The organism is Micromonospora sp. DT201 (assembly GCF_049841575.1).
Classification (GTDB): domain Bacteria; phylum Actinomycetota; class Actinomycetes; order Mycobacteriales; family Micromonosporaceae; genus Micromonospora.
In genome coordinates, this window is the sequence record NZ_JBNCKP010000002.1 from 21,339 (window position 1) to 33,750 (window position 12,412).

The window sequence follows — 12,412 nt, forward strand, 5'->3', positions numbered from 1 at the left end:
GCCTGTAGATAGCTTCGTGGCCGATATATTGCGGGGGTGGACATGCCACTGCGGGAACCCACCTTCCTGATTCTGGCCGCGTTGGCCGGTGAGCCGCTGCACGGTTACGGCATCATCGGCGAGGTGGCGGCCATCTCCGAGGGCCGGCTGCCGCTGCGCCCCGGCACCCTCTATGGCGCGCTGGACCGGCTGGTTGATGCCGGCCTGGTCGAGGTTCACCACGAGGAAATCGTGGAGGGTCGGCTGCGCCGCTACTACTACCTCTCCCCCGCCGGCGATACCACGCTCGTCGAGGAGACGGATCGACTGCGCCGAAACGTCGAGGCCGCCGCGGCCCGGCTGCGTGAACGCGCCCGCTCCGCCCGGGCTGCGCCACGAACCGTGGGAGGGATGGCATGAGGGACCTCGAGCGCCGCTACCGACGGCTTCTACACGCGTATCCGGTGGGCTACCGGCGGGCCCGCGGCACCGAGATCGTCGGGACGTACCTCGACCTGACCGGAAAGGGCCGCCGCTGGCCGTCACCGGCCGACACAGCGGACGTGCTTGCCGGTGGAACCCGGGAACGGTTGCGGGCCGCCGGCGCTGCGGACCTCATCCCCGGCGTACGCCTCGCAGCCGTCTTCGCGTTCACCACCGCGACCGCCCTGGCCGGCATCTGGACGGCAGCCGAGCACATCGCCGGCCAGGCGTCCTGGGGCGTGCCGACCTTCGGACCATTCGCCACCACCGGCATCGTCGTCTGGACAGCCTGGCTGCTGGCCGCCATCGTGCACTGCTTCGCCCCGCTCCGTTGGACTCGGATGACCATCGGCCTGGCGCTGCTGCTGAGCGCCGCCGCGCTCCCGGTGGGCGCCCTGGCCGGCCTGCCGCGTCCGCCACTATTCGTCCTGGTGCCTCAAGCCGTGCTGGGGCTACTGGCGCTGGCGCTGCCTCGCGAATCAGTACGGTGGCAGCAGCTCGTGCCGCCAGTAGTCGCCCCTTTGGCAGCATTTATCGCAGCCAACGGCATGGCCAAGCGAGGCACCCCATACCGGTACGGCGACTGGGGCGCATTCCTACCCCAGACCGGCGTCGCGCTGCTACTGGTCGCCATGCTCGCCGCGGCCGTCCTCGCTCTCCGCCACGACACCCGAGGGCTCTGGGCCCTCCTGACTCTGCTCACCCCGATCGGGCTGCTCGGCCTCTACCCCTTAAGCGAGATCACCGCGGACCTCGTCGGCGCCAGCTACCCCAATTTCCACGTCGCAACGGGGACCGCCGCTGCGGTCATCATCTTCACCGCGGTGACGCTGATAGCAGCGGTCGCCGCTCGCCACGGAGCACGCTCTGGCGGATCAGCCACCGTCACGACCCAGCCCACGACGGCGAGCTGCCCCACCTGCGGCCGGTGACAGCCGCATCCGCCGCGCTGCAAACCAGTCGCGTGTGCACGACCTCATCGATCCGAACGAACTCGCGTTCGCCCTCCACGGTCAATGGGCTACAGCCTGCTACATGGCAGGCGGTCCAATGCCCTCGTCACCGCCGTCAGCGGCCTCACGCGCACTGCCACCCGAGTCCGCTGGAGGGTGGATCGGCGTGCAGCCAGATCAGCGCGGGGATTTCGCGTTGGCTCGCCGCCTGCGCTCGCGGCACTCGGATCGCCACCGCAGGTGATTCAGCACCGCAAGAAGGAGCTGCAGCCGGTCGCTGGACTCCTGTGGGAACACGCTGATCACGCCGGCCAGCACCGCCCCGCAGGCTACGACGGGCAATGGAGCGCCGGCGATGCCCGCCGCGCCGCTGCCAATCAGGGCGCCCATGGCCCCCGCCCCGCCGGCAAACCGGCTGCCGGACGGGCTGCGCCGAGCAGGAGGTTGTCCGCCCGGATTACCGGACTGCGACCGGCGGGAGCGAGGCGATGGAGTGGATGAGGTTGACACCAATAACTCCCTGCAGGGATGGCAGGGAGTTACGCCTACAGAGCGCCTAGCTCCCTGCCGATGACTAGCGGCCTGGTCTTCTGCAGGGCGAGGTTGGGACCGCGTGGTCCACCACGAGTTGCGGCAGCCCGGGCGCCGGACAGCGCATAGGCAGGCCTGGATTCATAGCCACGGTGCCCGCGACATGCGTCCAGTGCCCTAGCGAGGTGGAACAGGAGCGTCTGCACCCAGTGGCGACGAACAGGCGACATCACCGCACCCGCAAGCCTGGTCAGCAGCTCTCGTGCCCACCCGATCGCAGTCGTCGGCGGCGCCGACGGCTGAGTGATCTTCGCCAGCCTGGCCAAAGCCGGGCTGTGACCAAGCGCCACCTCGGTCGGACTTAAGAACTCCGGTACCCTCGCGAGATCCTGCAGCGGTCGCTCGCGTCCGTCCGTCACCTGCGACAGCGCGTCGAGGTACGAAGAGAGTGGCGAGACTGCGGGAGTGGGATGAACGGCCAAGTCGTGCGAGACAAGATGGCGGGCGAGCGTGCGAACCACGGCACGCGGTGTAAAGAAATCCCCCTGAGAGGGCCGCGTGGCCGCAGCTGCCAACATGTACGCGATCGTGTGGGTCTTGCCTAAGCCGTTAGCGAGACGAAACACGGAAGGTGTGATGTCGGCGTTACGCCGTACTGCCGCTAGAGCCGGGTGGTGAGCACCGAGGGAAGAACGGACACGGTCCCACGCATCCCACAGCACGACGAGAGCCCGCTGCGCGTCGCGTTGCCCTCCGAGCCATGGCAGGTCGACACCAACGTCGAGGACGTCGGGCGACAAGGTAACCTCCGGAACTCGGTGCACGAGTTCCACTGTAGAGGAAGTGGTCGCGTGCTCGCGGCTCCATCGCGGCCGCCTCGCGGCCGCCCGTCCCGTCTGCCGTGCAACCTCGCCACCTGGCACCCATGCTCGGCGCATCGATGCGGCCTCAGGCCCCGTCGACAAGGTGCTAGAGCGCGTTACGGAGACGCCACGTGGGACGGTGAGCCCGATCGTGCAGCAGAAGCTTCGGTCCTCGGCAGGCCGGCGGTCCGGACGGGCGAACCCGTCTCGCTGACACGTGTCGTCGGTGGAGTTCCGGGCGGCGTGGCGACGGGCGGCATCGCCGTCGCCTGCCCCGGTTTCCGTTGACGGTCGTCGCGGCGTTAGGTGCGGCGAGCATGTGCCGAACGTCGGCTGTCAGCTGTCTCTGATCGCCTGTCAGCGCGGTCACGTTGCGAGGCTTGTGGTTGCCTGACGTGCGGCGAGTCCGGTGCCACGTCGGCAATGGGCGGGGCTACGAGCAGGCGCCGGCGCAGTAATCGGCACAGCCCCCGTTGATGTCGGCCTCGGGTTCCGGCAGGGTTCAACCGTGACGTATGCGGCACGCGGGGCGATAGGCGGGGCAGCGGGTGAGATCGGCAGCGCTCATCGCGCTGGCGCTGCGGCTCTACTCGTGGTCTATGGCCTGTTGGAGCGGGAGGCTGAAGGACTGCTCCCATCCCGCGGCGGACCCCCAGTGCTGGTTCGGATGGAGACCGACGATCCGACCGACGACATTCTCTGCGAGTGCGCATCCGGCCGAAGGGCATGGGTGCAGGCAAAGCATGACGTGACCGTAGGGACCGCCGGCGGGGGCCTGGCACCGATACTCGTCCAGTGGGCCGAGATGATCCGGCGGGGATCGGTGCAACATGGTGACGGCCTGGTGTTGGCCGTGGCTCGGCTACCTGGTCCGCTGGAAGTGCTGCGATCGGCCCTCAACCGGCGGAGGGATCCGCACAGCGGCGCCTTGACGGCAAAACAGCACAAGGCTCTCCAGGTCCTCACGACGCAGCTCGTGCGGGTAGCGCCCGATCTGGACGAAGACGCGAAAAGGCAGCTTTTCGACGCCGCTGTCATTTGGCATGTGGGCGCCGGTGACGCAGAGAACGCCAAGATCGGAAAACCGGTGCACGGTCGAGAGGCCCAGTTGGGCGCGGCCTTGCTCGGTGCTGTGCTTGCCGACGCCAAGGTGGCACCGCAGGCTATGGCCGAGCTGACGGCGGCAGCTCGTACCTTTGCCAGCCGCCGGTCCGGAGCAGATATCGCAACGTGGCGCGTTGTCTTGCAGGCAGCAGGATTCGAGTTGACCGGAGAGGCAGCACACCAGTCCTCCGGGGACGCAGTGGCCCAGCAACTCGCCACCCGGGAGGCGGCGATTGAGGTCCAGCCTGGGCCGGGGCAGCTGGTGTCGGAGGTCCACGACCCGTTCGCGCTCGAGGTACACGAGGCCATCCGGGCACCCGTCATCACGTCGCCCCTCGCCCGGTTGCCAATCTATATCCGGCGACAGCATGACGGTGATCTCGAGAAGGTCGTTGACTTGGCACTGGCAGGTCAGAGTGAGATCGCTGTCTTATTGGGCAACTCGTCAACGGGCAAGACGCGCTCGGCCTGGGAGCAGATCCAACGTCTACCCACCCCGTGGCGGCTCTGGCATCCGGCATTCCCGGACGAGCTGCTGGCGAAGCTATCGGGGATCACGCCACACACCGTGCTCTGGCTCAACGAGTTGCACCGCTACATATGCACCGACGACATCCGACGCGACGAGACGATCGCTGGACGGCTGCTGGAGATGCTCCGGGATTCCTCCCGCGCTCCGGTGCTGATCCTCGGCACCCTATGGCACGAATACCGTCTCCGAGTAGCGCCAGCCGAGAGCCTCAACGACGTCCGGCCACAGGTGCGGGCCCTCGTCTCTGAACACTTCATCCCCGTACCAGAGACGTTTGGCCAGACCGAACTACAGCTGCTCGCCGACGCGGCGAGCCAAGACCCCCGGCTTGCCGAGGCTCAGACCAAGGCCGAACAAGGGCACATCACCCAGTATTTGGCAGGTGGGCCTGCTCAGGTCGAGCGCTATCTGACAGCGGATCCGTCCGCACGAGCCGTATTGCACGCTGCGATGGACGCTCGCCGACTCGGGTGGGGCCCGACCCTCCCTACAGCGTTTCTCGTCCACGCAGCCCAGGCGTACCTAACCGAACTGCAGCAGGACAACCTGCCGGGCGACTGGTTCGACCGTGCGCTCGGCTACTTGCTGCCCATGTGCCGGGGTGCTCGAGGGCCGCTGTCGAGAGTCAGAGCAGAGCCGAGGGCCGCCTCGGAGGCCGGCTACAAGCTCGTCGACTACCTGGAGCAATACGGCAAGCAGAACCGATCGGAGTTATGCCCGCCGGACCAGTTCTGGCTCGCCGCGCTCTGCGGTGACGTGGCAAGCAGAGATCAGGCTGCCATGGCCCGAGCTGCCTACGAACGCGATCGGATCGAGGCCGCCCATCAGTTGGCTTCAGCTGCCGCCGCCGGCGGTAACGCTGCAGGTGTTGCAGCCTTCGCGGCCTTGATCGACCGAGACGAAGATCGTGAGGCCGCGCTGCCCTACTTCCGACGCGCGGCCGAGAACGGTGACGCACGGTCGCAGGTGACGGTGGGTGTCTGGCACGAGGACAAGGGCGAATGGGACACAGCCGAGGCCTGGTACGCCAGGGCCAACGACGGCAAGAACCCCTTGGCGCTGGTCGGGCTGGCCTCACTCGAATCGCTGCGTGGACACCCCGAGAAGGCCGAGCAGTTGTACGAGCAGGCACTCTCTGCCGGCGGCGCAAAAGCAGTCGAGCACCAGGCCAGACACCTCGCCACTCAGGGCGCCCACGACCTTGCCCTGAGCCTCGCCGATCGGTCGTACGCCAACGGCAACACAGAGGCCCTCACTGGCCTGGCCTGGACCTACATCTCAACGGACGCCGACCGCGCCTTCGCCGTGATGGAACACGCTCTCAAGCTCGGGTTCCGGGGTGCGATCAACGAACTGATCATCCTTGCCACGACGACGAAGAACCGGGAACTGACGGTCGCCTATTGTCATCTAGCGGAGCAGCTCGGCAATCCGGATGGGCTGCGGGTGGCGGGGACGATTCTGTTGAGAGACGGGGCCGAGCGTCGAGGCGCGGGCCTACTCTGGAGGGCCTTCAACGGTGGAGTTCCGTGGGCGTTGTTCGAGCTGGGCACGCTTCGCGAGAAGCAGGGCTGCACCCGCAAGGCACGCAGGATCTACCGACGGTTGGCGATGATGGGGGAAACCTACGCAATCGTCGAGCTGGCTAAGTCGTATGAGCGCGCTGGTGATCACGCCACAGCCGAGAAGCTGGCCGAGGAGTTCGAGCGCGATCCTCATCCTGGCGGCGGCGATGCCGGGTGGGAAGCGATCGCAGAGATTCGGCAGGAACGCGGAGACTTTCGCGGTGCCGAAGCTCTTCTGCAGCGACTCGTGGCGGCTGGCAAAAAACGGGCCCTAACGATGATTTCTGACGTGCGGCTAGGCGCTGGAGACACAGCGGGGGCCATAGATATTTTGCGTCGAGCGATAGACAGTGGGGTACCCTCTGCCAAGACATCGCTCGCGAAACTTGAAGCTACCGCCAATGATATTGGATAGATTAGCCGGGAGCTTCACAAGGGGCCTGCAGCACCGATAGGTGACATCTGAGATGGCGCGCCCTGGTGGCGGGCTGGAAGGATGTCGTTGTGCCCAAGCCCTAACCACGAGAGTTTCGCGATGACGTCGTGCGGGTGGCCCGTGACCGCGAGCCAGGCATGACGGTCGAGCAGATCGCCAAGCTCGACGACCGCCACCTCCTCCTTGCGGCCACGATTTTTTTCAAAATCGGAAGCCGAAAAGTCCACCTTCATCAAAGCTGTCGGTGAGCCTTTGTTCGAGGACATGGCCGGCCGGGTCGAAGCCCCGGCGAACGGCTTTGTCAAGTTCGTCGGAGTTCAGCGTGACGATGTACTGGAGCCCTTCCTGACGACTCACCTCGGCTGCGAGGGTGAGGGCGCGGGCGAGCTGGCGTTCGTCGACGCCGTCATAGAGGTGGCTGTCGTGGACGAAGAAGTCCGGTGCTCGCCCGTTTCTGTGCGCTAGGACGGCGACGGTCAGGTCGAAGCAGAAGATGACCATGTTGCCGATGCCGCCGCTGTTGTCGCTCGCGATGTGCGTCTCGATCTTCAGGCTGGTTTCGCCTGGACCGATACGGAGGTATGCCTCGCGGTTGGCACCATAGAGGGCTTGGGCGTACTGGGCGAACAGGACGACAGCGTCGTTGACGATGGGCCGCCGCTCTTCGATGTCAATCTCCATCTCCTGTTGGAGACCGACGCGCTGTTGCTTGATCTCACGACGGTTTGATTCGAGCGCCTGCGCGGCGTCGAAGCGGTGCCGGAGAGCTCCGAGTTGTGCCTGCTCCTGGGCCAGGATCTGTTGAAGGGTGGTCAGCGCGTCGAGTGCGCCACCTTCGTTGAGGATGCGCAAGGTTGCAGCGAGTCGGTCACCGAGTTGTTCTCGCTCGGCCTCGCGTTGCTGGAGACGTGATCTGATCGACGAGGCCTCTTCGTCCAGGTACTGGCGCCGGTTGCGGACAACGGATCCGTGGAATGCCCGTACGTCGTCGAAACTTCGACGGACCTGGTCGCCGAGCACCACGCCGAGTTCTGCGTAGGCCGTTTCGAGGTAGGCGAGGTCGGGATCTACGGTTTCGTCGACGGCCCGTTCCAGGTCGGCGAGGTTGCGCCGGTCGATGACGTCGTCGTTGCGGAGCTGGCGGATTCGTTGGTCGGTCTGGTCGGCTTGGGCGCGGAGGTTGTCGTACTCCGGGACCACCCGGAAGTTCTCGATCCGTCGTTGGATCTCCGCGACACGGTGTTCCGCAATGGCGATCTGGCCTCGGAGCTCCGCGGTCTGACCGATGATTCGTCCAAGAACCGGATCAGAGGCGGCTTTACGGAGCTGCTTGCTGACGGCTTCGCGGGCCTGTAGCTCGCGGTAGCGATCGGCAAGCCGCCAGTCCAGTCCGAGTAGGTATGCCAGCGACGTGGCCGCTTCAGCGTTCGCCTGGCGGGCGAAGCTGCGGGTGGCCTCGTTGAAGGCGTGCGATCCGACTCTTCGCATGAGGAAGCTAAAGAGGCTACGGCCGGTGATGCCCGGGTGTTCGGCCGGAAGGTTGAAAAGATTCCGTTCGATCAGTGTCTGCCACTCGGGCAGCGTGACCTGGCCGTCGCCGAGGTCAAGTTGGTCTGAGCCAACTCCTGCAGGCAGAGGCCGTAGGCGGATCACCCCAGCGCTTGCTCCCGTGCGCTCGACGGTGAGCCCTTCGGGCAGGCCGGGCCAGTCCAGGTTCAAGGCGAACGTTGTTTGCCGAAGCTTCGGGTGAGCCGGCAAGGAGTTCTTGTCCGCGCTGCTGCCCAGCAAAAAGTGCAGAAGTTCGATCATGCTGGACTTGCCGGCGCTGTTCCGGCTGTCGGTCTCGGCCGAAGCACCGGTGGTATCCGCGACCAGGATGTTGAGGCCAGGCTGGAATGTCAGGGCCTTGAAGCGTGGATCATCGGCGCTCAAGTGCCGCAGCATCTGCCCTCCTCCTGACCAGGAGTTCGTTGTCCAGCTCGACAACTCCGAGGGCATACAGTAGGTCAAGAGCTAGCACAAACCACCAGAAAGGTACCGGGGCGTGGTGATCATGGTTGCGACGCCATTGCCGCAGTCTCGCCCATGCCTGGCTCACGGTGAGCGGCCCGTCCATGATCTCTAGGATCTGGGCACCCACGGCGATGAGCGAACGCTGTGGCGTGATGCCCTTAGTCGGGATGATCATGTCAGCGCAGGTTCCCGGGCTGGCGGAGTCCAACCGGTTGGCGGCTCAGCGAGGATGTCACAGGTCTCGAAGAAGTAGGCCAAGACAACGGAAAGGGCTCTCGCACTCGCGCGGTCGAGGTGGCGGTTGCCCGCTACGTACTTCTCAAGCTCGTAGATGACGTCGGCGGCTGTCGAGTAGACCGTCGCGATTTCACGGTAGTAGGCGTTGAAGTCGGCTGCCACCTCGTCTCGCTCGGTGACGTCCGTGAGCCCCTGGTAATACTCCTCGACGAGGTGGGTGTGGAGCATCCCGCGACGGAGCATCTCTCGATCATCCTCGTCGAGCTGGTTGTAGTCCATCTTCAGCGCAGATACTTCCCGCGGCGACTGCTGTCCGTTGGCTTGTCGCCGGCGTTCGACGAGATGGTCCAGAAGGGGCTTGAGGTCCTCTAAGCCCATGCCGTAGACGACGTCCTCCACCGGGATGGGGGCTCCGAAGACCTCTTCGATCTGATACTTCACCAGCCGAAATAGCTCGCCAAGGAGCTGACGTGGCCCTAGGGTTTCAAACGCCAACGGGGCGTGACCGCGCCGCGCCTGCGCCAGCAGTTGGGTGATCTCGGGGTGCAGTCCGCGCCGCGGGTCGTTGTAGACAAAAACGAACGTCTGGAACTCGCCCGCTCGTTTGGCCAGCGCGCCGGTCAGGTCACCGGTGAACTTCTTCTTCACGTCGCGGGCGCTGTCCGCGTCGAAGGTCTCTGGCGCGTAGCAGGCGTACAACTTACCGTCGTGAAGGCGCAGGCCGTCCGACGAGAGATCGCCGATGTTCCCGTGGGTCCGAACCTCGACGAAGTCGGCGTAGCGGGCGGTCATGATGCGGATGAAGAAGTCCTCGAACGCTGATCCGTTCAGGTCCGCCATCCGATCGCGGAACATGGTCTTTACGAACATGCGTTCCGTGAAGCTGAGGACCTCCACGAACACCTCCAAACAGACAGCGAGCACCGAACGTATCCGGTCAGTGCCGATGGGTAAATGACCAGAACGGCCGATGGCTTCCAAGCGGTATGTTGCCTCGGGCGAGAGCATGAGGAGTTAATGGTCGAGCGGGATGTGGATGCTGATCACGTCACGGTCTACCGGTGGGTGCAGCGGGTCACCCCGCTGTTTGCCGACGCCGCCCGGATCACCCGCCACTCACCTGGTGACCGCTGGTTCGTGGACGAGACCTACGTCAAGATCAACGGCATCTGGCGGTGCGTCTACCGGGCCGTCGACCCGCATGGCCAAATCATTGACCTGCTCGTATCGGCGCGTCGAGACGCGGCTTCCGCCGGCGGTTCTTCCATCGAGCACTGACCACTCTGAGGGCGACGCCTGCCGAGGTGGTCACCGACGCGAACCCGGTCTACCCGAGGGTGCTCGACGACCTGACGATGCCCCGAGCGGGCCGCGCAGCGGCCGTAACTATCGACGAAGGAGCAGGCGACATGCCCACCTTGGACGTGTACTTCCTTGCCCTGCATCAGCCGTATCCGGCACCGATGCATCCGGTGCCGATTAACGCCACGGTCGTGCACGCCCGAACGTTGCTGCACCCCGCCGTCCCGCAGCCCACCGGCGGTCTGATGTACCGATGCCTGGTCGAGTTTCCCGTCCGGCACCCCGGCTGCGTGGTCCCGTTGTCGACCCTGACGTTCGAGCTCGACGGCGGCGCCGGGTGGAGCCAGATCGGCGACTGGGAGGCTGTCGTCGACGCGATCGTCGCCATCAGCCGCAAGGGGCTGTGCGACGCGATGCCCCTCGGCCTACCGCCCGTGGCCGGCAACCTCCTGGCTCACGGACCGCAGACGCAACTCACTATCTCCTCGGCCGGCGCGCTGCCGCGCCTGGTTGGCCCCGCCGAGCGGCAACGGGAGCTGAACCAGCTGGCCGACCACGTCCGCGGGTTTGCGGCGCAGGGGTCGTTCTGGCCCGGTGACGGCCTCGTGGATCCGCCTCAGCAACCGGCCGTTCTCCCGTATCGGCCGCGGTCGGCCGCTCGGCGTTGACCGGTGAGCGACACCGCCGCCGATCCACTCGACCAGCGGCACGCCGCCGCCGTTCGCGCGTTGGTGGCGAGCGCCGCTCGGGCCGCCTCTGGCGTGAGCCGGTGCGCGAGGGCCGTGCGCGTACGGCACGAGCGTGTCTCTCCGACATGCCTGTCAGGCCGATGGGAGGTCGGCGTGGTGATCGCGCTTGGCTCTTTCGGCCGAGGCCGGGGGCCTCACATGTCTCGGCTCTGTCACCGCGATCGTCGAGCGTTGGCTCGACGTCCAGAGCCGGGCGCCGGGTGCTGTATGAGGCAGGTTCTGGCCGTCAGGTGGTGGCGCCGACGCGGGTTGCAAGATCGCGAAGCCCTGCCGGGGTTGCTGTCGGGGCGTACAGCAGCGATGACACGAGGTCGCGGACCGAGGGGCGGTTGACCTCTTCGGGGGCGTGCCGTTCCGCGGAGAGTAGGGCCTGAACGGCGCGGTCGGGTTTGCCGTGGTGGGTCCAAGCGCGGGCGGTGTCCACGCAGAAGCGGCCGTACCGTTCGGTGCTGGGCAACTCTGCCGGTCGTACGGTTTCGGCGCTACGCAGTGCGGTGCCGGTATCGCCGAGTGCGGTGTAGACGCCGATCTTGTATATGGCGACGGTGGCCGGACTCAGCGGCACGACGGTGCCGGGCACGGTGGTCCCGCCGAGCCGGCCGGCGGCCGCGGCGGCTTCATCGATGAATGCGGCTGCCGCCGGGGCGTTGCCCGCTTGGGCGCTGCTGTACGCGGCGGTGCACAGCAGGTTCCCGTACGCCGCGATGAGGGCCGCGTCGGCTCCGCCGGAGTCGGCGCCCAGGCCCTCGGCGGTGGTGGTGAGCAGACGCAGGGCGCCGTCGTGGTGGCCCTCGCGGCGCATGGCGATCGCGACGGTGTGGGTGGCGGCGGCCATCACCACCCCGTTGCCGGTTTCCCGGGAGGCGGTCAGGGCGCGGTCGGCGAGTACCCAGGCGATGGCGTCGTCGCCGAGCTTCGTGCTGACCGACGAGGCGAGCACGTACGCCCGGGCGAGGTGGCCGGCGAGCGCTTCGCGCTGGCGGCCGGCCGCTTGGTCGCGGGCGGTGTGTAGACCGGACAGCAGGCTGGGAAGTCCGCGGGTGAGTTCTGCGAAGCGGCTGTCGGCGTAGGCGCGGCTTGCCGCAGCGAGGCCGGTGGTGAGCGCGTCGGGTGCCATCGGCAGGGCTGTGGAGCCGCCGGTGAGCAGCAGCGCTTCGAGACTGGTCGCCGGGCCCGGCCCGGAGCCGGCGGTGAGGCCGGCGACCGCAGTCACTGCTGCGCCTGCCAGGAAGGTCCGTCGTCGCATGAAGTCGCCGCCTTCGCCGTCGCCCGATCGGCGGAGCCTATCGGCCTCGGGGTTGCGCGCGGCCGAGGTGAGAGCGGCACGACCGTCGTGTCGCCGGACGTCATCCGAGAGCCCGAGCATCACCGCAGGGATGGACAGGGCGTGGGCCAGTCGGCGGCGGACGTCGATGTCGTGCAGTGGGGCGCGTTCGAGGCGCGAGATCGTCGAGCCGGAGTATCCGCACAAGTGCCCGAGTTCGCTCTGGGTCAGACCGGCGGCTTGACGCACGAGGCGGATGACGGCTCCGGCGTCGTCGCGGGCGACGGCAGCGCGTAGTTCCGGGGACTGCCACATCGGGTGGGTCGGTGCTGGTCTGCGCTCGTTGGCATCCACCTTCGTCACGGTAACCGACTGTCATGGCGAGGTGGTGGGTCGCGTTG

The 12,412-nt window shown here is 66.7% G+C and carries 9 protein-coding genes and 1 pseudogene; 4 read left to right on the forward strand and 6 right to left on the reverse strand.

All coding sequences use genetic code 11. The features are described 5' to 3' along the window. The first annotated feature begins 36 nt into the window (after positions 1 to 36). On the forward strand, positions 37 to 399 hold the full coding sequence (locus ACLQ28_RS03790) for a PadR family transcriptional regulator (RefSeq protein ID WP_425684806.1): 363 nt from the start codon (positions 37 to 39) through the stop codon (positions 397 to 399). After that, the gene (locus ACLQ28_RS03795) at positions 396 to 1,394 is read left to right on the forward strand and encodes a hypothetical protein (protein WP_425684807.1); all 999 of its coding nucleotides are present in this window, start codon (positions 396 to 398) and stop codon (positions 1,392 to 1,394) included. The genes ACLQ28_RS03790 and ACLQ28_RS03795 overlap by 4 nt, the downstream gene beginning before the upstream one ends. A gap of 198 nt (positions 1,395 to 1,592) precedes the next feature. Here ACLQ28_RS03795 and ACLQ28_RS03800 read toward each other — a convergent pair whose 3' ends face one another. Further along, on the reverse strand, positions 1,593 to 1,805 hold the full coding sequence (locus tag ACLQ28_RS03800; RefSeq protein ID WP_425684808.1) for a hypothetical protein: 213 nt from the start codon (positions 1,803 to 1,805) through the stop codon (positions 1,593 to 1,595). Between the two features lie 1,671 nt (positions 1,806 to 3,476). Here ACLQ28_RS03800 and ACLQ28_RS03805 point away from each other — a divergent pair. Beyond that, complete coding sequence (locus ACLQ28_RS03805; protein ID WP_425684809.1) at positions 3,477 to 6,425, forward strand: hypothetical protein; 2,949 nt, start codon at positions 3,477 to 3,479, stop codon at positions 6,423 to 6,425. Positions 6,426 to 6,439: 14 nt separating this feature from the next. On the opposite strand, the gene ACLQ28_RS03810 is transcribed toward ACLQ28_RS03805, so the two are convergent. The 4 genes from ACLQ28_RS03810 to ACLQ28_RS03825 are packed head-to-tail and all read right to left on the reverse strand — an operon-like array spanning position 6,440 to position 9,599. Continuing rightward, on the reverse strand, positions 6,440 to 6,679 hold the full coding sequence (locus ACLQ28_RS03810; protein ID WP_425684810.1) for a hypothetical protein: 240 nt from the start codon (positions 6,677 to 6,679) through the stop codon (positions 6,440 to 6,442). Further along, on the reverse strand, positions 6,648 to 8,390 hold the full coding sequence (locus tag ACLQ28_RS03815) for an ABC-three component system protein (RefSeq protein WP_425684811.1): 1,743 nt from the start codon (positions 8,388 to 8,390) through the stop codon (positions 6,648 to 6,650). Before ACLQ28_RS03815 ends, ACLQ28_RS03810 begins: the two co-directional genes overlap by 32 nt. Next, the gene (locus ACLQ28_RS03820; RefSeq protein WP_112583820.1) at positions 8,365 to 8,634 is read right to left on the reverse strand and encodes an ABC-three component system middle component 6; all 270 of its coding nucleotides are present in this window, start codon (positions 8,632 to 8,634) and stop codon (positions 8,365 to 8,367) included. Before ACLQ28_RS03820 ends, ACLQ28_RS03815 begins: the two co-directional genes overlap by 26 nt. Next, positions 8,631 to 9,599 carry an ABC-three component system protein gene (locus ACLQ28_RS03825; RefSeq protein ID WP_425685322.1) on the reverse strand — a complete coding sequence of 323 codons (969 nt, stop codon included), beginning with the start codon at positions 9,597 to 9,599 and terminating at the stop codon, positions 8,631 to 8,633. The genes ACLQ28_RS03820 and ACLQ28_RS03825 overlap by 4 nt, the downstream gene beginning before the upstream one ends. A 96-nt stretch (positions 9,600 to 9,695) precedes the next feature. Here ACLQ28_RS03825 and ACLQ28_RS03830 point away from each other — a divergent pair. Beyond that, positions 9,696 to 10,063: pseudogene (locus ACLQ28_RS03830) on the forward strand (DDE-type integrase/transposase/recombinase); the annotation flags it as partial. Positions 10,064 to 10,973: 910 nt separating this feature from the next. Here ACLQ28_RS03830 and ACLQ28_RS03835 read toward each other — a convergent pair. Then, a complete protein-coding gene (locus tag ACLQ28_RS03835; RefSeq protein WP_425684812.1) occupies positions 10,974 to 12,374 on the reverse strand; it encodes a helix-turn-helix domain-containing protein in 1,401 nt (466 codons plus the stop codon). Between the last annotated feature and the right edge of the window lie 38 nt (positions 12,375 to 12,412).

Excerpts from the sequence above, each read along its gene's own strand:
- ACLQ28_RS03795 (WP_425684807.1), top strand. The coding sequence starts at position 396 with ATGAGGGACCTCGAGCGCCGCTACCGACGGCTTCTACACGCGTATCCG.
- ACLQ28_RS03800 (WP_425684808.1), bottom strand. The coding sequence starts at position 1,805 with ATGGGCGCCCTGATTGGCAGCGGCGCGGCGGGCATCGCCGGCGCTCCA.
- ACLQ28_RS03805 (WP_425684809.1), top strand. The coding sequence starts at position 3,477 with ATGGAGACCGACGATCCGACCGACGACATTCTCTGCGAGTGCGCATCC.
- ACLQ28_RS03810 (WP_425684810.1), bottom strand. The coding sequence starts at position 6,679 with ATGAAGGTGGACTTTTCGGCTTCCGATTTTGAAAAAAATCGTGGCCGC.
- ACLQ28_RS03815 (WP_425684811.1), bottom strand. The coding sequence starts at position 8,390 with ATGCTGCGGCACTTGAGCGCCGATGATCCACGCTTCAAGGCCCTGACA.
- ACLQ28_RS03820 (WP_112583820.1), bottom strand. The coding sequence starts at position 8,634 with ATGATCATCCCGACTAAGGGCATCACGCCACAGCGTTCGCTCATCGCC.